At 37.3% G+C, this 24,784-nt stretch carries 18 protein-coding genes; 8 read left to right on the plus strand and 10 right to left on the minus strand.

Annotation, left to right across the window (positions count from 1 at the left end; all coding sequences use genetic code 11):
- Window positions 1-39 precede the first annotated feature (39 nt).
- Window positions 40-744 carry an ROK family protein gene (locus tag CAL6303_RS19030; protein ID WP_015199454.1) on the plus strand — a complete coding sequence of 235 codons (705 nt, stop codon included), beginning with the start codon at window positions 40-42 and terminating at the stop codon, window positions 742-744.
- 40 nt (window positions 745-784) lie between these two features.
- On the opposite strand, the gene CAL6303_RS19035 is transcribed toward CAL6303_RS19030, so the two are convergent.
- The 3 genes from CAL6303_RS19035 to CAL6303_RS19045 form a co-directional block, all read right to left on the minus strand.
- Entirely contained in the window at window positions 785-1,606 is an 822-nt protein-coding gene (locus CAL6303_RS19035; RefSeq protein WP_015199455.1) for a CheR family methyltransferase, read from the minus strand.
- Window positions 1,607-1,612: 6 nt separating this feature from the next.
- On the minus strand, window positions 1,613-5,239 hold the full coding sequence (locus tag CAL6303_RS19040; RefSeq protein WP_015199456.1) for a response regulator: 3,627 nt from the start codon (window positions 5,237-5,239) through the stop codon (window positions 1,613-1,615).
- A gap of 502 nt (window positions 5,240-5,741) precedes the next feature.
- The gene (locus CAL6303_RS19045) at window positions 5,742-6,683 is read right to left on the minus strand and encodes an N-acetylmuramoyl-L-alanine amidase (protein ID WP_015199457.1); all 942 of its coding nucleotides are present in this window, start codon (window positions 6,681-6,683) and stop codon (window positions 5,742-5,744) included.
- A 686-nt stretch (window positions 6,684-7,369) separates the two neighbouring features.
- Between CAL6303_RS19045 and CAL6303_RS19050 the strand changes: the two genes are divergently transcribed.
- The 3 genes from CAL6303_RS19050 to bchH all read left to right on the plus strand — a co-directional run bounded on the left by CAL6303_RS19050 (window position 7,370) and on the right by bchH (window position 14,959).
- Window positions 7,370-8,980: a hypothetical protein gene (locus CAL6303_RS19050; RefSeq protein WP_015199458.1), complete on the plus strand. Its 1,611-nt coding sequence runs from the start codon at window positions 7,370-7,372 to the stop codon at window positions 8,978-8,980.
- Window positions 8,981-9,431: 451 nt separating this feature from the next.
- Window positions 9,432-11,189 carry a HEAT repeat domain-containing protein gene (locus CAL6303_RS19055; RefSeq protein WP_015199459.1) on the plus strand — a complete coding sequence of 586 codons (1,758 nt, stop codon included), beginning with the start codon at window positions 9,432-9,434 and terminating at the stop codon, window positions 11,187-11,189.
- 140 nt (window positions 11,190-11,329) lie between these two features.
- On the plus strand, window positions 11,330-14,959 hold the full coding sequence (gene bchH, locus CAL6303_RS19060) for a magnesium chelatase subunit H (protein ID WP_015199460.1): 3,630 nt from the start codon (window positions 11,330-11,332) through the stop codon (window positions 14,957-14,959).
- Between the two features lie 29 nt (window positions 14,960-14,988).
- On the opposite strand, the gene CAL6303_RS19065 is transcribed toward bchH, so the two are convergent.
- The 6 genes from CAL6303_RS19065 to CAL6303_RS19090 form a co-directional block, all read right to left on the minus strand.
- Window positions 14,989-15,645 carry a hypothetical protein gene (locus CAL6303_RS19065; RefSeq protein WP_144051066.1) on the minus strand — a complete coding sequence of 219 codons (657 nt, stop codon included), beginning with the start codon at window positions 15,643-15,645 and terminating at the stop codon, window positions 14,989-14,991.
- A gap of 276 nt (window positions 15,646-15,921) precedes the next feature.
- On the minus strand, window positions 15,922-16,290 hold the full coding sequence (locus tag CAL6303_RS19070; RefSeq protein WP_041740776.1) for a hypothetical protein: 369 nt from the start codon (window positions 16,288-16,290) through the stop codon (window positions 15,922-15,924).
- 199 nt (window positions 16,291-16,489) lie between these two features.
- Window positions 16,490-16,825 carry a hypothetical protein gene (locus tag CAL6303_RS19075; protein WP_015199463.1) on the minus strand — a complete coding sequence of 112 codons (336 nt, stop codon included), beginning with the start codon at window positions 16,823-16,825 and terminating at the stop codon, window positions 16,490-16,492.
- A gap of 332 nt (window positions 16,826-17,157) precedes the next feature.
- Entirely contained in the window at window positions 17,158-17,469 is a 312-nt protein-coding gene (locus CAL6303_RS19080; protein WP_015199464.1) for a hypothetical protein, read from the minus strand.
- A 2-nt stretch (window positions 17,470-17,471) separates the two neighbouring features.
- Window positions 17,472-17,759 (minus strand): hypothetical protein, encoded by a 288-nt coding sequence (locus CAL6303_RS19085; protein WP_015199465.1) that lies wholly within the window; start codon window positions 17,757-17,759, stop codon window positions 17,472-17,474.
- 35 nt (window positions 17,760-17,794) lie between these two features.
- The gene (locus tag CAL6303_RS19090) at window positions 17,795-18,166 is read right to left on the minus strand and encodes a hypothetical protein (RefSeq protein ID WP_015199466.1); all 372 of its coding nucleotides are present in this window, start codon (window positions 18,164-18,166) and stop codon (window positions 17,795-17,797) included.
- Between the two features lie 612 nt (window positions 18,167-18,778).
- On the opposite strand from CAL6303_RS19090, the gene cysK reads away from it, so the two are divergent.
- The gene (cysK, locus tag CAL6303_RS19095) at window positions 18,779-19,738 is read left to right on the plus strand and encodes a cysteine synthase A (RefSeq protein ID WP_015199467.1); all 960 of its coding nucleotides are present in this window, start codon (window positions 18,779-18,781) and stop codon (window positions 19,736-19,738) included.
- Window position 19,739: 1 nt separating this feature from the next.
- On the opposite strand, the gene CAL6303_RS19100 is transcribed toward cysK, so the two are convergent.
- Complete coding sequence (locus tag CAL6303_RS19100) at window positions 19,740-20,987, minus strand: RNA-guided endonuclease InsQ/TnpB family protein (protein WP_015199468.1); 1,248 nt, start codon at window positions 20,985-20,987, stop codon at window positions 19,740-19,742.
- Between the two features lie 603 nt (window positions 20,988-21,590).
- On the opposite strand from CAL6303_RS19100, the gene CAL6303_RS19105 reads away from it, so the two are divergent.
- The 3 genes from CAL6303_RS19105 (at window position 21,591) to CAL6303_RS19115 (ending at window position 24,731) form a co-directional block, all read left to right on the plus strand.
- Window positions 21,591-22,220, plus strand: a complete 630-nt coding sequence (locus tag CAL6303_RS19105) for an NYN domain-containing protein (protein ID WP_015199470.1) — start codon at window positions 21,591-21,593, stop codon at window positions 22,218-22,220.
- Between the two features lie 632 nt (window positions 22,221-22,852).
- Window positions 22,853-23,881 (plus strand): FecCD family ABC transporter permease, encoded by a 1,029-nt coding sequence (locus tag CAL6303_RS19110; protein WP_015199471.1) that lies wholly within the window; start codon window positions 22,853-22,855, stop codon window positions 23,879-23,881.
- 73 nt (window positions 23,882-23,954) lie between these two features.
- Window positions 23,955-24,731 (plus strand): ABC transporter ATP-binding protein, encoded by a 777-nt coding sequence (locus tag CAL6303_RS19115; RefSeq protein ID WP_015199472.1) that lies wholly within the window; start codon window positions 23,955-23,957, stop codon window positions 24,729-24,731.
- Window positions 24,732-24,784: the final 53 nt, after the last annotated feature.

A 24,784-nucleotide genomic window follows, 5' to 3' on the forward strand; every position in this document is an offset into this window, starting at 1 on the left:
GAGTTACAAATATTACTATCAACTTCAGATTAATATGAGATGGAAGAACATTATCAAGTGCGAACACTATCAATTGATATTGGTGGTAGTGGGATAAAAGTGATGATTCTCGATAGTCAAGGAAATCCTTTAGGTGAGAGACTGCGCTTAGAAACCCCTCAACCTGCAACACCGGAAGCTGTAATTAATACCATTGCCAAATTAATTGCGGAGGCAGGAGAATTTGAACGGGTATCGGTGGGTTTTCCTGGGGTGGTGCGTCGTGGAGTTGTAGAAACTGCGGCAAATCTCAATCCTAGCTGGATTGGTTTTAATTTAGCTGCTGAGTTAAGTAAGATTTTGCGGAAGCCTGTACGGGTAATTAATGATGCTGATATGCAGGGTTTAGGTGCGATTACTGGTAAGGGTGTGGAGTTGGTGATTACCTTGGGCACTGGATTTGGTTCGGCTTTATTTTTGGATGGGAAGCTGGTACCAAATTTGGAAATGGGACATCATCGGTTTCGCAAAAACCAAACTTACGAAGAACAGTTAGGACGTGACGCTCTAAATCGGGTAGGATCTAAGAAATGGAACCGTCGGATTGAGAAAGCGATCGCGTCTTTAAATAAACTATTTAATTACGACTACCTTTACATTGGTGGTGGTGAAGCTACAAAGGTAAAAATTCAACTTCCAGCAAATACAAAAATTATCCCCAATATTAGCGGTTTAATTGGTGGGATTGCTCTCTGGCGAGATTAGCATATTCCCAAATCTCTTAACTCTCACTCACATCACAAATCTAACAAATCTTACGGTAAATCTTTTCGGTTGCGTTCAAAGCTTTATAATTCTGCTCATGGGGTGTAAATCTAATAGTTTCTTGCTTTCCCAAGATCAAAATTCCAAATTTAGCTAGACTCTCGTAAAACAGGTTATGTACTCTCCCTTGGAGAGAAGTATTAAAGTAAATTAAGACATTTCTACAAACTACGACATTAAATTCATTAAATGATGCATCTATAGCTAAATTGTGCTGTCCAAAAACAATATTCTTTTTTAACAAATCAGAAATGACAACATTATCACCTATCACAGTATAATATTCAGAGAAAGATTTTTTTCCCCCAGCCTTGTGATAGTTTATTGTGTAATCTTGCATCAAATTCAAAGGAAGTAACCTTGCTTGAGCTTGAGCTAACAGCGTTTCATTTAAATCTGTCGCATATAATCTGCAACGGTGATATACTCCCTCTTCTTCTAATAAAATAGCCATTGAATAAACCTCTTCTCCAGTCGAGCATCCAGCGTGCCAAATCCGAATATAGGGGTAAGTTTTTAAAATGGGAATCACCTGATTCCGGAAAGCCAAATAAAAGCTAGGATCTCGAAACATTGATGTTACATGAATCGAGAAGTTAGCTAAAAATTGCTTCCAATATTTATGATCATGTAAAACTTTATTTTGTAACTCTGATATAGTATTTAGCTCTAAATAGGTTACCAAATATCCAATTCTACGTCTGAGATGAGAACGAGCATAACTTCGGAAATCACAACCATATAATCTAAAAATTCCCTCTAACAACAAATCTATTTCGATCTCTCCCAATTCATCGTCCATTCTCCATTACCTTTGATATAACCAAACACGCAATAGCGAAATTAATTGTTCAATATCAACAGGTTTAGTAATGTAATCTGATGCACCAGCTTCTAAACATTTTTCTCTATCACCTGGCATTGCTTTTGCAGTCAGGGCAATAATGGGTAAAGTTTGAAATTGCTGCTTCTGTCTTAATTGACGTGTAGTTTCATAACCATCCATTTCTGGCATCATCACATCCATTAAAACAATATTCACGTCTGGGTTATTAGTCAAAACTTCTATTCCTTCTCGACCATTTTCTGCATATAATACTTGCATTTGATAGCGTTCTAAAACACTTGTTAGAGCAAAAATATTACGCATATCATCATCAATAATCAAGATTTTCTTGTCAGTCAAAGTAGAATCATTCGCTTGTACTTGTTTAATGATGTTTTGTTTGGGTACTGGTAAATGTGCTTGTACACGATGCAAAAATAAAGCCGTTTCATCTAGTAATCTTTCGGGAGAACGTACATCTTTAATAATTATTGTTTCAGCCATGCGTTTTAGTTGAGTTTCTTGTGTTTTAGAAATCTCTCTGCCTGTATAAATAATTATGGGCAATGCTTCACCGTTTTCCTTCTCCTTAATTTGCTCAATTAATTGCAAGTCCTCTATATCACTTAGCCCTAAATCCAGTACCATGCAATCAAAAGCTTCATTAGTAATTTCAATCAGCGCTTGCTGTCCAGTTTCAACTGCTGTAATTACCACATCATTACCACCAATTAATTCGATGATACTTTGTCTTTGAGTTGGATCATCTTCCACAACTAATAGTTTTTTAACTGGACGTTCAATAAAGCTTTTAATCTTAACTAAATTATCACTAATTTGTGCCATGGAAATGGGTTTTTGCAAATATCCATAAGCACCAAACTCTAAACTACGTTGTTTTTCTTCGCTAACAGTCATCACATTTACAGGTATGTGACGAGTTTTGGAATCATGTTTTAATCTATCAAGTACAGTCCAACCATCTATCCCTGATAATCCAATATCTAGGAAAATAGCACTTGCTTGAAATTGCTGGGCAAATTTTAAACCATCACTACCATTTTGGGCATGAATACATTGAAAACCATACTGTCTAGCTGTGTCAATGAGAATCTTCGCAAAATTAATATCATCTTCAATGATTAATAAACTTAACTTCTGAGATTGGAAATTATTGCGGTCATCTTGAATAGATGGTCTAATAATATTAATAATTGAATCTTGATTTCGAGACATTAAATCTTGATTAGTTGTAACTAATTCTTGATTTGAGACTTCTAAACTCTGAGGAAGTAATGGCAAATAGAAAGTGAAAGTACTTCCCACTCCTAACTGACTTTCTAAAGTTATTTCTCCCCCAAATAATCGAGCGATTTCACGACTGATTGATAAACCTAAACCAGTACCACCATATTTACGGCTGGTACTACCATCAGCTTGCTGAAAAGCTTCAAAAATTATTTTTTGTTTTTCTACAGGGATACCAACACCTGTATCTTTAATCGCAAAAGAAATAACCTTATCTGCACTATTTAATTTTCCTTGTTGAGGATTCCATCCTTGAGTAGCTAGATTCACAATTAAACTTACTTCTCCATTTTCGGTAAATTTAAAAGCATTTCCTAGCAAATTAATTAATATCTGTTGTAACCTTTTAACATCGGTATTGATGAATGGTGGCAAATTAGGATCTAAACTGATTGAAAAATCTACATTTTTATTTTGAGCAACTTGGGTAAAAATCCGCTCTAAGTTATCTTCAATTTGATTCAAATTAAAAGATTGCAACTCTAATGACAATGTTCCAGATTCAATTTTTGCTAGATCCAAAATATCATTGATCAGTTCTAAGAGTTCAGTTCCTGCACTATATATGGTTTGACTATATTCAACTTGTTTAGGAGTTAAATTATCCTGGTTATTATCACTTAATAACTTAGCCAAAATCAATAGACTATTTAACGGTGTCCGTAATTCGTGGGACATATTCGCTAAAAATTCTGACTTGTATTGAGACGAACGTTGTAATTGAAGTGCTTGCTCTTCTAAAGATATCTTTGCTACTTCTAATGCACTATTTTTACCTTCAACCTCTTTTTTCTGTAAAACTAAAAGTTGTGCTTTCTCCTCCAATTCTTCATTCAATTGCTGCAATTCTTCATTTGATTGCTGTAATTCTTGTTGCTGCTGTCTTAAAAGTTCTCCCGATTGTTGAAGGGTATTAGTTTGATCTCCTAAAAGCTGGTTAGCATTTTGGAGTTCTTGTTGTCGAAGTTGTAGCTGTTGGGTTAAAGCTTGGGACTCTTGAAGTAATTCCTGGGTACGCTTGTCAGACGCGATCGCATTTAGTACTATACCCATTGTTTCCGTTACTTCGTCTAAAAACAACAGTTCCATTTCCCCAAAACTCTGAAATGAAGCTAATTCCAGTACTGCTATTACTTCATTCTCAAATAATACTGGTGAAACAACTATATTTACAGGTTTAGCAGCACCCAAACCCGAATTTATCTGAATATAATCATCTGGAACATCAGTCAGGATAATTTTTTGCTTCTCCAAGGCACATTGTCCAACTAAACCCTCACCAAATGCAAACTGATTTCCTAAGTTTTTTCGCTTCTGATACGCATAGCTACCCATCAATTTTAGGACTTTTTCCCCATCCACCACACTAACTGCGTAGAAAACACCTAATTGAGCGCTGACAACAGTGACAAGTTCCTTTAGAATTATCCTAGCAACAGTCTCTAACTGACGCTCACCTTGTAAAATTTGAGTAAATCTTGCTTGATTTGACTTTAGCCAATTCTGTTCCTGATTTCTTTGCGTTGTTTCCCTCAGATTGTTAATCATAAGATTAAAAATCTGCTTTAATTTGCCAATCTCATCACGACGACCATCTACTGACATTTTTACAGATAAATCTCCTGCTGCCAACTTTTTAGTAGCTGCATAAATCTCAGACAGCGGATCAGAAATATCTCGATTTAGATAAATACCAATTAAAATTAATAATAGAAAGGCTGAAGGAATTCCAAATATAATTGTATTAAGCGCTCGTCTAGTAGCAACTTCTGTTTTTTGCGTTCGGCTTTTTAATAATTGATTTTCTTCTAACTCCATTTCTCCCAGTATCTGGCGAATTTTATCTGTTAAGGCTCTACCTTCATCTGTTTGTATTGATCTTTTAACTGATTCAAACCCTTCAGTCTCTAAAATTGAAATTCTATTTTTAATTACATCTAATCTTTTATTAATAATTGGTTCTAAAGCCTCAGATCTTCGCTGTTGATTTTTATTATCTTCAGTTATTTTTTTGAGGTCTTCAATACTCTTATTAATCAGTGGTAGTGAATTTTCATAAGCTTCTAGAGTCCTTTTTTCATTTGTAATCAAATAACCCCGTTGAGATACCTCAGCATCATTGATTTGAGAAACTAATTTTTGTATCTGTATTATGACTTGATAGGTGTGGGCTTGTAATTTAGAATTTTCAATTAAATTATATGTAGCTTGATAGGCAACAATTCCTAAACCCGTGAGTACCGACAAAGCTACAGCAAAACTAATACCTATTTTCGTCCCAATCCTAAAATTACCCAACATATAAATTACTGAGTATAATTATTTATAAATTATCTTAAGTATAATACTAATTATGAGCATAAATTGCCAAAGATATAATTTCTTTAAACTTAAAAAATATTCAGGGTTTAATTTCCCAGTAATCAAGGACGGCAGGATGTTTCCTCCCGTCGGATGACCCCGCAAAGCTGCCTTGTTAAATCAGCATTATAAAACATACTCATTACTCATTACTTATTTTTAAACCTCATCTTTGTTCAAATTGACGGAGGTTTACATCATAATCTATCTGATATTAATTAATAATCTGTTACAAATCATGCTCCATTTAGGAATTTATATCTTTAGAGGTAAAAATTCTATATCATGGTCTTATAAATTACAAACTTAATTATTTCTGTCGGTAGTTGACAAAGTTTTGATTTTAAGTGCTAATTTGCTCCAAATTAAATATCCCCGATTTCTCAAACCAGGAAATTCGGGGATATGATATATGTATGTAAACTAAAGTGAAAAGTTATCTTTAGCCAATCAACTTTTGCCAACTAAATGCACCAACGATTCCATCAGCTAATAAACCATTTTGCCGCTGAAACTTTTTAACTGCTTCCTCTGTTTGGGGACCATAAACACCATCAATTGGTACATTGACACGATATTGTAAATATCGCATAACTGGACCTCCAGCATGATTTGGTCGAATAATTCTTTTGGCTAAAATTTGGTTAATTGCATTCCAGGTTGTCGCACCAACAATTCCTGTAGCTTGCAATCCTAAGATAGTTTGTAATTTTTCTGCGGCTGTCTTGGTTTCTGCATCGTTAATATTATTTTCAATTAGCACTTTACCACTCTTACTGGTAATTTTGAGTCTATTTAATGCCCTTTGTAAACGCAGAATAGAAGTGTCAACATTATCTTCTTCATCAGGGATTGGTTTTACTGCTTGCTCAGGTAATTTCCCGGTTAAACCCTTAACAATTGCATTTGCTGAATTCTCTGGATTATAGAGTTTCATATCCTTCTGCGAATCGATAAAGCAACATTCTACTAAAATTGCAGTCATTTCAGTGTTCCGCAGCACAAACAAGTGAGAACCATTTTTGACCCCACGGTTAAAAAAACCTAGTCTCACAAATTCATCTAATACATTTTTAGCAATTTTTCTTCCTTTCTCCCCAACTGCAAAGATTTCAGTTCCATTAGCTTGCCGATTAAATGCATTAAAGTGAATGGAGACATATGTTTCAACTTTACTAGAATTAGCTCTCGCACATCTAGCAGTTAATGAGTCTTTAACTGTACTTGCTCTACTTGGTTTGCATTCGATAACTTCATGTCCTAATGCTCTTAATTTAGAAATAACACGATTACCCACATCTAAAGTCAAATTATCTTCAAATTTTATCCCCCTTGCACCTGTATCTGGAGGACAATTATGTCCAATATCGATTCCATATCTCATAATTAACACCTTGGTTCTTCTCTGAATCTTATCTAGTGAATAGTCGCAAATTATTCCAATAAATCCTCTTCAAAGTTTTGCTTGCGACTATTTACATATACCAAATAAAGCTTAACTTTGATTAAATGATGATCAGTTTACTCAAGTTTAGCCATTGCCAAAATTATAAATTCATATTGATTTTTTTAACATTTTGTGTTTCCAGAAAAATTTGTCACTCATTAGAGAAATCTAAGTAATCTATGTGTAAGCTAATATACTTTTAGAGATTAGTAAGGTTTTGAGCCAAGATTAAATAAAATCCGTTCATCTCACAAAATACTCAAGAACATGGTTTAAAATTATACATTGATATTCATTCCGACTTAAATCAGCAAAATAAAATATTAGTATCAAACATACGATCTTTGATCTTTTTTTCTTGATGCTAAAACCCGCCAAACCTTACTTATATCTGCTTAAATGCTTATTTTTTGCTCATGAGGATGATCAAAAATCTTTGTAAATTATATGACAATAATTTATATATGCTAGCAATTTGAGAGCTTTGCTAATAAAGTAGCAATTGTTCTAATGAGAGCATCTTGATCTGCTATTGAGTTGATTTTTAGCTAAATAGTTTTGATCGTGGTGTTTTCTAAGTTTTATTTGATACTTAGCGAATATAGTTATATAGGGTAAAAGATATGGTAGCACTATCAGACTCAATGGTAGATCCGAAAACGCCATCAGATGTAAAGATCCGCTTTGAGGCACGAAAACCAATCTTAGATCCAACCCTAGGTATTGCTGTAACAGTTCCGAAAATAGGTAATCCCCACAATCGTTTAGTCACAATTGGGGATTCTTTGACACATGGTTTTCAAAGTGGGGCGATTTTTAAAACGAATTTATCATATCCGGCAATAGTGGCGCGGGAAATGGGTTGGGGAGAGCTACGTTATCCAATTTATGATGGACCTGGAGATGGATTGCCATTAAATTTAGAATTTTTGGCAAATCAATTGCAGGGTAAATTTGGAGAAAGTGTAAATTGGCTGGATTTCCTTCCTGCTGTGTTGCTTGGTCGCAGCTTAATGGGTCAAAATGAAAATTATTGGGAACGTGAACAGGAAAAATTTTACCCACCCCAAGGAAAAATCAACCATAACTTGGCAATATATGGTTGGGATTTACGAAATACCCTTTCTCGCACTGTTGGTACATGTTTTGATGTCTTGGAGAAGGATCAAGCTAAGGACGACTTTTGGCGGCAAGTTCCAACTAATCATAATGAACGGGCAGCAATTCGGGTATTAAATACTGCCCGTGATGCCAAGAGAACACCCTTAACACCGCTACAAGCTGCAACTGCTTTAGGTGAAGAAGGAAACGACGAAACCGAAGGTATTGAGACATTAATCGTAATGGTTGGCTCTAATAATGCTCTCGGTTCAATTTTGACATTTAATGTGTCATGGAGTGGCGAAGGCTACGATGATATGAGTGTGAATGATAAGTATACTGTTTGGCGACCGATTCATTTTAAAGCGGAATTTGATTTGATGGTTGCCGAAATTAAGAAAATTCGTGCTAGACATGTAATTTTATCAACAGTACCCCACATTACCATTGCCCCCTTTGCCCGTGGAGTGGGGGATAAAGCTCGGAAGCGATCGCGTTATTTCCCCCACTATACTTTACCGTGGATCCAAGACCAGGATTTTAACCCCGAAAAACACCCCTGCATTACCGAAAACGAAACTAGGGCAATTGATAGCGCCATCGACCAGTATAATGATCACATTACTGAGGTAGTCCGGCAAGCTCGCTTAGAAGGTCGTGATTGGTATCTGCTAGAAACTGCCGGATTGTTAGATAGACTGGCATCACGCCGCTACATCGAAGATCATACAGCCCGTCCTGATTGGTGGGACGAAGTTGGAGGAGAGTATAAATTACCACCAGAGATTCAGCAATTAAAACCATTTCCAACGTCGCAAATGTTTGAATCTAACGCCACAGGACGCACTCAAGGGGGGTTATTTTCCCTAGATGGGATTCACCCCACAACTATTGGTTATGGGATTTTGGCGCAGGAAGTGATTAAGGTTATGGAGAAAGCCGGGGTTAAGTTTTATCAGGAAGACGGGAAAACTGAGCGAACTGGAGAAATTAAAGTAGATTTTAGTCGCTTGATTGCAGAAGATACATTGATCTCGAAAACACCCCAGAACGTAACCGAGTTATTTAAATTAGTGGGTGCCATCGATAAACGATTTAATTTGTTTAGTGGCTTATTAAAGCGGAATTATTAGTTTGATTGCACCGTAGGGGCAAACAACCGTTTGCCCTTATTATTTTAATAGGTTATTTACTTAATAATTTATATATACGAATCCTATTTGATTATTGTTGGCGTAGTCTGTGCTTTGCACTTAAAAATTTAAGTATATGTAGGGTGTGTTATGGCTTTAGCCTAACGCACCAAAATTCGGAAGATGGTACGCTACATTTCGTGACAACACAACGCCAGTCACCTGTTGGCGGGTTCCCCGACATAAGGTGCTGGCTCCCCTAAGTATGTTTCATAAATCAAATATGAGTCCGATAAATCACCTAAGCATAGCGCAAACTAGGGAAACGTAACTTTCAGATTACATCCAGTCCCCACAGAATTTATTGCAGAAAAACATTAAATAAAATGTATCTTTTCTACAAGCTTGAATCAACAGCCTTAGTATAATTTGGTAGCATTCCTTCCCAGTTATGCCCCACAAACACTGTAAATTCCACCGCTTTCTACTTTTCCCATTGACATTTATCCTGGTTATTTCCTTTTCCCTACCTTGGGTAAATGCGAAGGAACCAGAACAAATAAAACCGCAAGATTGGCAGATCAATGGAATTGTTGCAGCACTGAATGATGGATATCCAGAAGTGCAAATTTTGGGATTTCGGGAAATCGCAGAATATCAACTTAAAGATTTAGATAAGCAGAAAGCTGATAATTTCGCCAAGAAAGCAATTAATCTCCTTCTAGATAAAAATATTGATTTTGATAACTCCGATCCTAGCTATGATATTTTTATTGGATTAAATAATTTAGGGGATGCTGTCAAACCATACACTAAAGATATTGCCGATATTCTTAAAGATAAAAGTTTTCACCCTGGTGTTCGCGCTAATGCTGCATCTGCGTTGAGCTATTTAGGGGATGCAGCTAAACCTTATATCAAAGATATCGCTGACATTATCAAAGATAAAAATGCCGATTCTAATCTTCGTAGTCGTGCGGTGTATACATTAAGTGAATTGGGAGATGTAGCTCAACCATACATCAAAGATATTGCTGATATTCTCAAGGATAAAACTGTTAATAACGAAGTTCGTGCTAGTGCTGCGTCTGCGTTGGGAAATTCAGGGGATACAGCTAAACCATATATCAAAGATATCGTTGATATTCTCAAGGATAAAACTGCTAATAACGAAATTCGCTTTAGTGCTGCATCTGCGTTGGGAAATTTAGGAGATGCAGCTAAACCCTATATTAGGGATATTGCTGATATTCTGAAGGAGAAAAATGTTGATAACAATCTCCGAATTAATGCTGTGTATGCATTGAGTAAATTAGGAGATACAGCTAAACCCTATCTTAGCGATATTCCTGATTTCATCGAAGATGATAACATTAATAGCAATACTCGCACTAATATTCCTGAAGTCTTGGGAATTATTAAAGATCGAAATATTGATTATCAAATTCGCATGAGTGCTGCCTATAAATTGGGGAAATTAGGCGATGCAGTTAAACCCTACGTCAAAGATATTGTCGATATTATTAAAGATAAAAATATTGACCTCGATATTCGCCGTAGTGCTGCTGATATATTTTGGCAATTGGGGGATGCAGCCACACCCTACATTAAAGATATTCTCGATATTGGCAAGGATAAAACTGAAGACATTAATCTTAACTCTAGTGCTGCCACAGCATTAGGAAATCTAGGTAAGTTAGCCAAACCATACGTTCAAGATATCCTGAATGTAATTAAAGACAGAAGTTTTCATTCTCACGTTCGGAGTAGTTTTGCGATCGCATTGGGGAAAATCGAACAATTACAAGTTAATAATCTTGTCGTAGTCCTCGATAATATCTACTATGCCGGAGAATCGGAATTTCATCAATGGCGTTTTCTTAGCTACTTGCTTGGTGGTGGTAGCGATGACAGCAAAACCCTGTTGAAATGGGTTGGTTTACCCAAACCCAAATCTATGCCCACCAAACTTAACCGTGATGAAGCCATTAAAACCTTAGAGGTATTTACCAAAGCTTGGCAACCCAGCCAAGATTTAGAACGATTGCGGGAAGATTTAGCCGAGAAAATTTCGATTGTGGTTTCCCAAAAACAAGTAAATTGGCAACCCCAGGATATATTACTCCTGGAAAAGCTGAAAAATAATCTGAATAAAGCTGGTTATGGAAATAAAGCCTGTGGGATTGAATCGACAATTAATAGCCTCTAATCTGCGGAATAGTTTACCGCGTTATTGACATACTTCCCGACTATGGTATTCAATATCCAAATATTTCCCAAAATCTGCACCCACCAGCTAATCCATCTAGAATAAAAGTAAAGAAAAATTTACTCTTCTTTACTTTAGGTATGAAACGCATCGTTTTAATCGCTGGTTTTGAATCATTTAATGCTGACTTGTACCGAAAAGCTGCACAGTTAGGGGTTTCTCGTTGTCAAGAATTAGATATCCACATCTTTACTGACAGGGATATTAGTAGCAAACCGGGGGAAGTAGAAAAAGCTTTAGTTGGTGCGGATGTATTTTTTGGCAGTTTGTTATTTGATTATGACCAGGTAATGTGGTTACGCGATCGCATTTCCCAAATACCCATACGTTTGGTGTTTGAATCAGCCTTAGAATTGATGAGTTGTACCAAAATTGGTGCTTTTGCCATTGGCGACAAACCCAAGGGAATGCCCAAACCTGTTAAGTTTATTTTAGATAAGTTTAGTAATGGCAAGGAAGAGGATAAGCTTGCAGGCTATATTAGTTTCCTGAAAATAGGACCTAAATTACTCAAATTCTTACCGTTTGGCAAAGTACAGGATCTCCGCAACTGGCTAATTGTCTACGGTTATTGGAATGCAGGGGGAACAGAGAATGTTGCAGCTTTGTTTTGGGTGCTTGCCGAGAAATATCTAAATTTACCTGTTGGGGATATTCCCCCAGTTATAGAAACCCCCAATATAGGTTTACTCCACCCTGAATATCAAGGTTATTTTGAATCCCCCCAAGCTTACTTAAAATGGTATCAACACAGGGATAATTCTCCATGTCCTCACCAAAAACCGATAATTGGGATTCTCCTCTACCGCAAACATGTTATTACCAAGCAACCTTATATTCCCCAACTAATTCGCAACTTCGAGGATGCAGGTTTAATTCCCCTCCCCATTTTTATCAACGGAGTGGAGGGACATGTTGCAGTGCGGGATTTGATGACGACTGAGTATGAAACACAACAAAGACTTCAGGGAAATAATGCCACTCTTTCCCTTTCCAAGCAAGCAGTAAAAGTTGATGCAATTGTCTCCACCATTGGTTTTCCGCTAGTTGGGGGACCAGCAGGTTCTATGGAAGCTGGTAGACAAGTAGAAGTAGCAAAAAATATTCTCTCAGCTAAGAATGTTCCGTACTTTGTCGCTGCACCCCTGCTAATTCAAGATATTCACTCCTGGACAAGGCAAGGTATTGGGGGTTTACAAAGCGTCGTATTATACTCATTACCCGAACTTGATGGGGCAATTGATACTGTACCTTTGGGTGGTTTGGTAGGTGAAGATATTTATTTGGTACCAGAGAGGGTACAGCGGTTAATTGGTAGGGTGAAAAGTTGGATCAATTTGCACCGAAAAGCTCCCAGTGAGCGGAAAATTGCCATTATTCTCTATGGTTTTCCACCGGGATATGGGGCAACCGGAACCGCAGCTTTATTAAATGTTCCCAAGAGTTTAATTAAGTTTTTAACAGCTTTGAAAACTCAAGGTTATGACATCCCTAATTTGCCGGAAGATGGGGAAGAATTGATTCGCTTGGTGAAGGAAAAGGATGAGGGAGAATTTACTACAGTTAATGTGAGAACCTTGGAAAAATGGCTAGGTTATCTCCAAACTAAGCGGATTGAGCAGCAATGGCAATCTCTAAATAAAAGCGGCATAAAGACTTTTGGAGACGAGTTACAAGTAGGTGGATTGGAGTTGGGAAATATTTGGATTGGAGTTCAACCACCTTTAGGAATCAACGGTGATCCGATGCGGTTGATGTTTGAACGGGATATGACACCCCATCCTCAATATGCGGCTTATTATAAATGGTTACAAAATGAATTCCAAGCTGATGCGGTTGTGCATTTTGGAATGCATGGAACAGTGGAATGGTTGCCCGGTTCTCCGTTAGGAAATACAGGTTATTCTTGGTCTGATATCTTATTGGGTAATCTGCCAAATTTATATATCTATGCCGCAAACAACCCTTCAGAATCAATCTTAGCTAAACGTCGAGGTTATGGGGTATTAATTTCGCATAATGTTCCTCCCTATGGACGTGCGGGTTTATATAAGGAGTTGTTAACTGTAAGAGATTTAATTAGTGAGTATCGAGAAGATCCGGAAAAAAATTACCTACTTAAAGAAGGTATTTGTAAGAAAATTCTCGACACAGGTTTAGATGCCGACTACCCCTTTACCGAAGGTAAGAAACTAGGCATTGCTTTAACACCTGAGAATATCAAGATGTTTAGTAATCATGCATTTAATGATTACTTAGTAAGTTTATACGAATATCTACAATTTTTAGAAAATCGTTTATTCTCATCTGGTTTACATGTCTTGGGTGAAGCACCAAACGAAGAATCAATGCAGTCATATTTAGATGCATATTTTAGTGAAGGATATCACGAGGAAGAAGCAAATAAAATTCGACAATTACTATCCCAAAACACTGATGAAATCACCAACTTACTTCGAGGTTTAAATGGCGAATATATTCCCCCAGCCCCTGGAGGTGACTTACTCCGAGATGGGGCAGGTGTATTACCAACTGGAAGAAATATTCATGCTTTAGACCCTTACCGAATGCCTTCTCCTGCTGCATATGAAAGGGGTAGGGAGATAGCTCAAAAAATCCTTCAGCAGAACCTGGAAATTAACGGCAAATATCCGGAAACTGTAGCAGTTATGTTGTGGGGTTTAGATGCAATCAAAACTAAAGGTGAATCCTTGGGGATTCTTTTAGAATTGGTTGGCGCAGAACCTGTAAAGGAAGGAACAGGAAGAATAGTTAGATATGAATTAAAACCTTTAGCAGAAGTTGGACATCCCAGAATTGATGTTTTAGCTAATTTATCAGGGATTTTTCGTGATAGTTTTGTGAATATTATTGAACTATTAGATGACTTATTTGAACGTGCAGCAAATGCAGATGAATCAGAGACAGAGAACTTTATTAAAAAACATGCTTTGGCTTTAAAATCTCAAGGTGTGGAGAATGCTTCCGCCAGATTGTTTTCTAACCCCGCAGGTGATTTTGGATCTTTAGTTAATGATCAAGTTGTGGATGGGAACTGGGAAAATGGTGATGAATTGGGAAATACCTGGCAAAGTCGTAACGGTTTTAGTTATGGCAGAAAAGATAAAGGACAAGCACGTCCAGAAATTTTACAAACATTACTAAAAACCACAACTCAAATAGTTCAAGAAATTGACTCTGTGGAATATGGATTAACTGATATTCAAGAATACTACGCGAATACGGGGGGATTAAAGAAAGCAGCAGAAAAACAAGGTGAAAAAAAGGTAAAAACTAGCTTTGTGGAAAGTTTTTCCAAGGATACAACACCTCGTGATTTAGATGATTTACTCCGGATGGAATACCGTACCAAATTACTAAATCCTAAATGGGCGGAAGCAATGGTAAATCAAGGTTCCGGCGGTGCCTATGAGGTCTCTCAGCGCATGACAGCATTAATTGGTTGGGGGGGTACTGCCGATTTTACAGATGACTGGGTTTACGAACAAGCTGCTGATACCTATGCTTTTGATAGCGAGATGGCAGATAAATTACGTCAAGCAAATCCTGAAGCTTTTCGCAATATTATTGGCAGAATGTTAGAAGCAAATGGGAGGGGTTTTTGGGACGCAGATGCAGAGAAATTGGAGAAATTACGGCAGTTATATGATGTAACGGATGAGGCTTTGGAGGGGGTTGCAGCAAAATAAGCTACCGAAAGTTACCATTCAACAATAGCTTACTCTTCCCATGCTTGCTGCATTAGTCGAAAACCGACAGGATCATATTCTGCTAATTGCCGACGCGTAAAAGGATAAAAATCATTATTGCCGAAATATGCTTCCGAAAGCTCGGCAAAATACTCTATAGCATTGGTTAATGCATAGGCTTTTCTCTTTGTACCGTTGGCATAATCAACAGATTTATACAGATGATGATTCACAGCTTCTTGATATGCATGTATAATCCCATTGTAGGATTCACCTAATACTAAAAAATGGTATGCATGGGACAATTCATGTAGTATCATCCAAGGCTGATCTAGACGCGACCATTGTACAAAATTATCTGCATTGGAAATTTCTACACTACCTGCTTTTTGTGGATGATAACCATTTAGCTGAAGCCATTTAGCAGAAATATGAAACTCAGCAGCACTATTACTTTTTCGCTGCCATTCAACCCATATTTTCACTTTTTGTAAAGCGTGCCATGATTTTACTGGCATCACATCATGAATTTTTTGTAGTTGTGACTTTAATTCTTTGCGTGCTTCATTAGCTTGGGATTGGTGTTGGAGTAATTCTTGGCTGAAAAGAACTGTAAAGCCTTGGATTGAGTAACTTTTATAAGTGGATATTGGCATTAATGCATATCCTAACCAAGGCTTGAGCATCACTATCATGAAAGAGCAAATAATGACAGCAATAAAGTTAACTTTATAAGTAGTGATAATATTTAAATTTGTCTTAAATTTCGCTATTTCCAGTATCCGTATCCAGCTAGATTGTTGTTTCACCAGAATATACTTTTTATTATTAAAAATGATATTAATAGATTAATTATACTTGATTCCCAAAAAATATATACCCCCGACTTCTTGAAGAAATCGGGGATATAAAACCCCTTATAATTTGATGCTTAATGGATGTTTGATGCATTTGGCTCAAGGTTACAGCCAATCACGATAAGCTGTAATTTCATTGACACTAATTTCAAATGGCATTCCTTTTCCAGTGGGTGGATAAACGCGGATTTTGGCATCACCTGAAAATTTTTCTAGTTGTTTACCAATTTGGGGAATATTACTAACTATATGCCAGTAGCTAATGATGTCTGGACAGTCAATAACAATTTTCACCGTTGATGCATTTGTCGTGATATACCACTGGCAATTTGTGAGTAATGCCTGGGTTATTTGATCACAAGATTCAAGAACACATCTCCCGATGGAACGTTCTAGTTCCACCTGGATAATTCTATCTTGCTGTGTGATTTTTGCCGGAGGCATATCATCTGGAGGAAGTGTTGATTTTTTCATTTTACAAGCCATTTTTTGTTTGAGGCTAGCACTTACAGCATTTTTTAAAACTGTATTTCATCAACTTTAAATATGCTGTATCTACTCAACTGAAAATCAGTAGGTTGAAATGAATTTACATCTTTTAAGGATCAAATTCGTGAATCACAATTAGCACCAATATTTTATATTTTAAAGAGAGATTCACTTAAGATTTTTTCTATGCTGCAATTAGATGTAATTCTAACCATAAACGTGGATCAGAATCTTTTAATGTGGATTTTGGATCGCGTAATAATCTTGTTGCATTTAAGAACACTACTTGCATTAATCCCATATTATCTGCTATCTCTCGAAATACTTCTTTTCTAGCTTGGATATAAGGCATTATATCCATTGTGCAGTAGATACCGACATATCGTAAACGTCTAGGAGGTCGTCCCCAATATGAGGTAATTATCTTCACGTAACAGCCATCCAAAAGTTCCCCGACAGCTGGATAATATTCCTGGATTATTCGCGTGAATTCTTTAGCTAGGAGGTCTTCTGTATTCATTGGAAAAAACCGTAGCGTCTATCACGTTATAAACATAGCATATATTTATTGATATAAAATGCTAAAAAGGTAATATTTATAGTTATTTAAAATGTTACTGTAAAACAAAAAGACTTTGCGCTAAATTCACAAAGTCTAATTAGAAGTCAGATTTTATTTACCATCACTGAAATCGCTATTTGCTATATTTATAGTTGACCATAGCAAACCTAGCAGAAGCCTAGCCTTTTAAGGGAAAAGTTTTTATTTTCGCTTTTTTGCTCCCTTCAAAAAGCCGCCTCTTACCTTGATTGACAGAGGATTTATGATCAATTAGCTGCAAGTATTAGGATTTAACGATTTTTGCGTTCTGACACTAGTACTTCAGCAATAATCGTGGGTATATTTTGCATATCACATGAAGTCTGAAGTCCATCAACTGGTGACATGAAAGTGTAATTTGGATCGCATTCTCCATTGTCATACACTTGAATAAACCAGCGGTCGGGAAATCCTTGAACAGCTATCTCCACTATGTACCAACTTTCACCAACTGGACGACAACTAATGATAGCAAACCAATCTCTTTCTTCTGGATCAATCGTCCACTCTTCAAAAAGGAAGTCTAACGCTATTTTGCTAGCCTCTGCTGCATTTAATAGCATTTCTACTCCTTAGTTTCAACATTAGGGTAGTAGCCTAATTCCTTTGATAGTTCACGCGCAATATGAACTAAAAACTCAGCACCTTCTTGATTACCTTCATGGGCAAAAATGGTTGCAACTTTTAATGCTGCTTTGATAAAATCTGCATCTATTAAAGATTGATTTTCTCTAATTATTTCTGGCTCCTGACCGTTTGGACAAGATAACAATTTATCAATTAGTCCAAAATAATCTTCTAGTTGTTCTGGAGATTCTTCTTGATTGATTTGTGATGAGAATTGATCGGTCATGGTTTTGGGTTTAATAGTTAATTAGAAAAAATACTCTATCTTTTGATATTTTGTTGATACAGACGTTCTAACATATCAACATTTTGCTGATGGGTAGTCGCACGATGAATTAAATATCTATCGTAGAGAAATAGGATAACTCCAATTGATACGGGAACGCCGACAAACAACCATTGAATAAATATGGCGAGATGCGGTTGTTGAAATAGGTCTATAATTGATGTTGATGAGTCATCGGGTGCATGATAATTTTGGTAAGAACTAAGGTTCAGATGCTGAGTAGTAATTTGTGATTGTATCAACTCCAAATGTCGCTGCCAAATGATATTGAATACCATTAATCCAGGAGAAAATACTGCTATAACTACTAAACAAACTATGAAAATTTTCTGAAGCTTAATTTTCATATTATTTCTCTCTGGCTAGATAAGTTGTAGCGAGTGAGACGATAAGTGATTGAATGGGAGAAATTATCGTTTTGGTAGTTTATAATTGAGGCAAATCGTGGCAATTCAAATAGAACTCGCCATGCAATGACGAGGAACTTCCTTTGATTTGCTGATATGATTATTTTCCGAATATTGATTGATGTGTCTTGAATCAATAAAGTTAAATAAATGTACTTTGATAACTTAATATTTGTGGGGATGACGCTCTTAACTTATCGAATGTAGATTGGAGGTAAGAAGTCCCCTCCCCTTACGAGGAGGGGTAGAGGGGAATCTCTGCGTAAATCCTATAGCTGTTATATCAGTTGCTTTGGTGAGTACTCATTTTTGAACGGTGGATTAAGATGATTAGACTGATTGCGATCGCACTCACGCTCTAACCTTTATATTTGGTAGATATTCTCATTTTTTTTTGGGGTAAGGGTGCGGGTAATTTGGGGTAGGGGGACGAGATTTATTGAGATGGGGTGCTGATTTTTATGTACTCAATCAAATGGATGGGAAAAATTCCCTAAAGTCTGTTGAACAATAGTTATGTAGTAAATTTAGGATTTAAGGAGTTTTGAGAAAATGCGAATCGCAAATAATGTAACTGAGTTAATTGGCAAAACTCCCCTAGTACAACTGAATCACATTCCCCAAGCTGATGGTTGTCTTGCCCGAATTGTCCTCAAACTGGAAGGCATGAACCCCGCAGCTTCAGTAAAAGACAGAATCGGCTTGAATATGGTGAAAACTGCTGAGGAAGCAGGATTAATCCAAGCAGGAAAAACAATTCTTGTCGAACCCACCTCTGGAAATACTGGAATTGCCCTAGCAATGGTGGCAGCTGCACGGGGTTATAAGTTAATTTTGACAATGCCGGAAACCATGAGTTTAGAACGTCGTTCGATGTTACGTGCTTATGGTGCTACTTTGGAATTAACCCCAGGAAGTGAAGGAATGCGAGGTGCCATTAACCGTGCAGAGCAGTTGGTAGCAAGCACTCCGAATGCTTACATGTTGCAACAATTCCGTAACCCCGCTAACCCCCAAATTCACCGCGAAACCACCGCTGAGGAAATTTGGAATGACACTGATGGAACTGTAGATATGGTGGTTGCTGGTGTGGGTACTGGGGGAACAATTACAGGAATTACAGAAATTCTTAAGGATCGAAAACCCACTTTTTATGCTGTAGCTGTGGAACCTGCTAATAGCCCTGTACTTGCTGGTGGCAAAGCTGGACCTCACAAAATTCAAGGTATTGGTGCTGGATTTATTCCCGATATTATGCGTACTGAGTTAATTGATGAGATATTTCCGGTCAGTGATGACCAGGCAATGGAGTATGGACGCAGATTAGCAAGGGAAGAAGGTTTACTTTCAGGAATATCATCTGGTGCTAATCTATACGCAGCTATCCAAATTGGTAAGCGTCCCGAAAATGCTGGCAAACTAATTGTGGTAATTCAACCTTCTTTTGGAGAAAGATATTTAACTACTGCGATGTTTCAAGATTTAGCAGCAGATGTATCTGTTGTGAAGTGAACTACCCAACACCCATCTGAGTACAGATAGGGTGTGGGCTTCCCAATTCACAGGGGATTGCCTCGGACTTCATGGATTTTTTACGTCCTGAAGACTTTGGTCTTACATCCCCTCCAAGGGCAGAAGCGCTAGTTCCTAACGCCCAAAGTCGCAAACCTTCATTTCTAATATTTATTGCCGCATTGATATCTCTATCATGCTTACTCAGGCAGTGAGGACAATCTACAAACCTGACACCCAATGAATCATATCCTTTCTGTAGCATTGGGATTGGTAGTAGGGTATTGCTACAAAGTTGAGAAGATGGTAAGAAACGTCCTATTTCTTGGTAGGTATGACCAAATCTCTCAGCTTTGTATTTGAGCATAGTTTGAAACATCCCCCATCCTTGGTCTGATATAGATTTTGCCAAGTTGGGATTTTTAACCATGTTCTTTACTGCCAAATCTTCTACACAAATAACTTGGTTTTCGTATGCTATTTTGCGAGATAGCTTGTGTAGAAAGTCTTCTCTTACTCTAGCTATTTTGCTAGAGACTTTGGCTACTATTCGTTTGGCTTTACGACGTTTATTAGAAGTTTTATCTGTCTTCTTAGCCAATTTCTTCTGTTTGCGTTTTCTATTCTTCTCTAACTTTGCTAATTGCTTTTTAGGCAGGTCATATTTTGAACCCTCAGAAGTTATAGCAAAGTTTTTTAATCCCAAATCAACACCAATAGCGTCTCTAATTGCTACTACTGGCGTATCTTCCTGATTAAAAAGGATAGAAGCGTAGTATTTACCGTCTGCATTTCTGGATATTGTTACAGTTGTGAACTTTGCAATTGGCAGTTCTTTGTGAAACACGGTTTTGATTAACCCCAAATTACCGGGAAACTTAATCACAGAATCCTCTGGCATCAATTTCACATTTTGGGGATATTGAATTGATTGTTTACCATGCTTAGATTTAAAGTTAGGGAATTTAGTACGTCCTTCAAAAAAGTTGACAAAAGCACTTGAAAGGTTGAATGTGACTCGTTGCAACACTTGGCTGTATGCGAGTCCTAACCATTCATATTCCTTTTTCAACCCTGGAAGCAACTTATCCATTGCTGCTTTAGAAAATCCTTTCCCTGTTTCTTTATACGCGACAGTAGTGGCATTAAGCATATAATTCCACAACCAACGAGTATTGCCAAAACATTGAGCTAAATATGATTCTTGCTCATCAGTGGGATAAATCCTAAGTTTAATTGCTCTATACATGGTATCGACCTTACCGCGTTTCTATATTTATGATAACAGGTTTTTAAATGATTGCGCTATCAGAAAAAAGAAATATTTTGTACTCGCAGAGCGAGAAGCAAGCTACAAAAACGTCAAGACTACGCAACTCGACTCACGCGCAATTCATGAGCGAAAATGCGGTGTAGCTCTGCTTGCCGCATTTTCGCATCTCAACACTGACCTGAGTACAGGTACAGTGTGAACCTTCTTGCTGTTTAAGGTAAAGTCTCGGTTTCTGATTTGAGCATCACGGCAAGTAACTAAGGCAAGGCGCAGCTAACAGCTTTATTTTTAACTTTTGATAAAAAGAATGTTAACAAATATTACAAAAAGTATATTTTTTACCTTTGATGATTATTCTGCGGGAAAAATATTGTAAAAAGTAAAGAAAATATTAAAAAATGCGTCAATTAAATTCTAGTGAGGTAAAAGGCTGGTTAACTTTCTTAAGCTTTTATTTAGATATGGGCAAAATAGATGCTTTTAGCGGCAGACTATAGCGAACCATGGAACTAAATCCGGATAGTAATTTTTCCTGTTGAATTTGATAACAATAATATGTACTGAGGAGCGGTATCGGATATGCAGCTACTTCCAAGACCTCAGATGAATAACGGTTTACGTTTAAAGTTAGAATCTGATCAAAACCAGGAACAACCTGGGTTAAGGATAGTTAATAAAACAAATGTTTCGCGCACTAGAAGGGAAGAGGAGGAAACAAGACGCGAACGCGTAGCGGTTTTTATTGATGGTGCTAATCTATTTTATGCGGCTATGCAGCTAAATTTAGAGGTGGACTATGCTAAGTTGCTGCGGTGCTTAGTTAAGGATCGTAATCTGGTTCGTGCCTATTTTTATAGTGCTTGCGATAGTACGAATGAGAAGCAGCAGGGTTTTTTGCTGTGGATGAGTCGTAATGGTTATCGTGTTGTCAGTAAGGAGTTAATCCAGTTTCCTGATGGTTCTAAAAAGGCTAATCTGGATGTGGAAATTGCTGTGGATATGCTGACTTTGGCTCGGTATTGCGATACGGTGATTCTGTTGAGTGGTGATGGAGATTTGGCTTATGCTGTCAATTCTGTGGCTTATAAAGGGGTACAGGTTGAGGTGGTAAGTTTGACTTCCATGACTAGTGATACTTTGATTAATGTTGCTGATTCTTTTACGGATTTGGAGGAGATTCGGGAGGAGATTCAACGGAAGAAGGGCTAGTGACTGTTAACTAATTTCTACCGATAACTAGACAGAGCTTACTTTTTGTCAATATCTTTAATTAACTCATCAACATAATTCCTAAGTTTGTCTTGCCACGTTCGGTATCGTTTTGAGCTTTTCTCGGACACCTGGCAAGACTTTAAACTGTAATGGCACTTTATTATAGGCATTTGTTAATCCTTAGCGATCGCGTAAGTCCTTATGACTAGCCCTTTCAAGGTGGTAATGTAAAAAGCTTGATTTGACGTTGTTCAAAACTTTTCGTTTAGCCGAGAAACCCGGTTTCTTTCGACTCAAGACAAAAATTTTGCGTATTCAAACTGAAGAAACATTCTTTTCAGTCGTTAGCTTCTCTTCAATTCTGATCGCTTTTTTAGGAAAATTATTGAGAAAAATATCTATTAAAGCTATTGCTTTATTTTGAATGAAAAAAATTTGAATAAATTATCTGTAGTTGCTGAAAGCCTACAAAATACGACATGCTGTCATATTAGCAAATCAGAAAAATGTATTAATTGTGCGAAAAAATACTTAGATTTTATGGTATAGCTAGTAATAGCTCTCGATTAGGGAGATTTTATTTATACTATTCATAAAATCGTGAAGTTTTCAGGTATTATTTTCAGTCAATGAATATATTGTCACCATCCTTTCACAAGCAAATTCAAGCAGTTTTCACAAAACATCGTGTACTGTTTGCAGTGGGATTTCTGATAACTGGACTTTTTTTGACGTTGTTGCTGTCACTTTCCCAAGGTGCGGTTCCGTTGACTTTTGAGGAGATGTTGCAAGCACTACTTCGTCAAGGCGATCAACTTCAACAAACTATACTGTGGGATCTACGTATTCCCCGGATTTTAGCAGCGATTCTAGTAGGTTCGGCTTTAGGGATGTCTGGTGCATTACTCCAAGGAATGTTACGGAATAGTCTCGCAGACCCTTTTATTTTGGGGATTTCAGCGGGTTCTGGCTTAGTTGTAATTGTGATGGTGGTACTACAGGTTTTCCAAGCTTGGATTCCTCTTGCTGCTTGGGTGGGTGCAATTGTGACAACAACCATCGTAATTTTTCTCGGTCGTTCGGGTAATAAAATTTCGGTGGAAAGGTTGATTTTAGGTGGAGTTGCTGTTAGTTCATTGTTTGGTGCTGTTCAAAGTACCTTACTTTTGCTTGCAGAAGATGGACAAATTCAACAAGCATTGAACTGGTTGATTGGGAGTTTGAATGGAAGAGGTTGGAGGGAAGTGACAACCGCAGCACCTTATGTAATTATCGCTTTGATTGGGGGGTGTTTGTTAGCACGTTCCTTAAATTTGCTGGCATTGGGAGATGATCTAGCGGTGGGTTTGGGAGTAAATTTAGTGCGATCGCGCTTTTTAATCGCGGGGGTTGCAACGTTACTCGCAGCAGGAGCAGTTAGCGTCAGTGGGTTGGTGGGTTTTATTGGTTTGGTGGTTCCCCACGGAATTCGCTTGATGGTTGGGAGTGACCACCGAATTTTACTACCATTGTCGGCTTTGGGGGGAGCTTGGTTATTAATGTTTGCAGATTTGCTTTCCCGACTAAATGCGATTGAGTTACCTGTTGGTTCTGTGACTGCGCTGATTGGTTCTCCGTTATTCATCTGGTTACTCTATCAGCGTAAAACTAATTTGTGATTATTCATTTCCACTACTTGTATGTATCTGCTGATAGCTAATTTGCCTAATTAATCCAAAATCCAAAACAAAAATGCCTTTAGAAATTCAAAATTTAACAGGTGGTTACACCACGATTCCCATTGTCAAAGATGTGAATTTAAGTTTACAAACTGGAGAATGGTTAAGTTTAGTTGGTGCAAATGGTTCAGGGAAGTCAACTTTTTTAAAGTTACTCATTCGCATACTTTCACCTTTACATGGAGCCGTATTATTAGATGGGAAAATCATTCATTCCCAACCTGCAAATGTAGTCGCACAAAAGCTGGCATTATTACCCCAACAACAAACAGTTCCTGCTGGTTTGACAGTCAGGCAATTGGTTAGTTTAGGACGCACACCCCATCAACCTTGGTGGCAATGGGAATTAGCTTCAGAAGATAGGGAGAAAGTCGAAATAGCAATTCAAAAAACCCAGTTAGAAGCTTTTAGCGATCGCTCTGTGGAAAATCTTTCTGGGGGAGAAAGACAACGGGCTTTTTTGGCTTTAGCTTTAGCACAAGAACCAAAGGTTTTGTTGTTAGATGAACCCACGACTTACTTAGATATTAACTATCAATTACAATTACTGGAATTACTCAAAGAATTAAACCAAACACAGCAATTAACTATTGTCACCGTACTACATGAATTAAATTTAGCCGCTAGATATAGCGATCGGATTGCTTTGTTTAAACAGGGTCATCTGTGGGATGTGGGAACACCCGCAAAGGTTTTAAACCCAGATGCGATCGCACAGGTTTTTAATGTTGAAGCTCTAATTATTGATACTCCTGTTGGTTTACAGGTTTGTGCAATGTCATCTCTATAGGTCAACTAGTTAAGCTGAGAAAATAAAGCTTTTAACCAGTAAAATCATATATT

Origin of the sequence: Calothrix sp. PCC 6303 (genome assembly GCF_000317435.1) — a bacterium.
GTDB lineage: Bacteria > Cyanobacteriota > Cyanobacteriia > Cyanobacteriales > Nostocaceae > PCC-6303.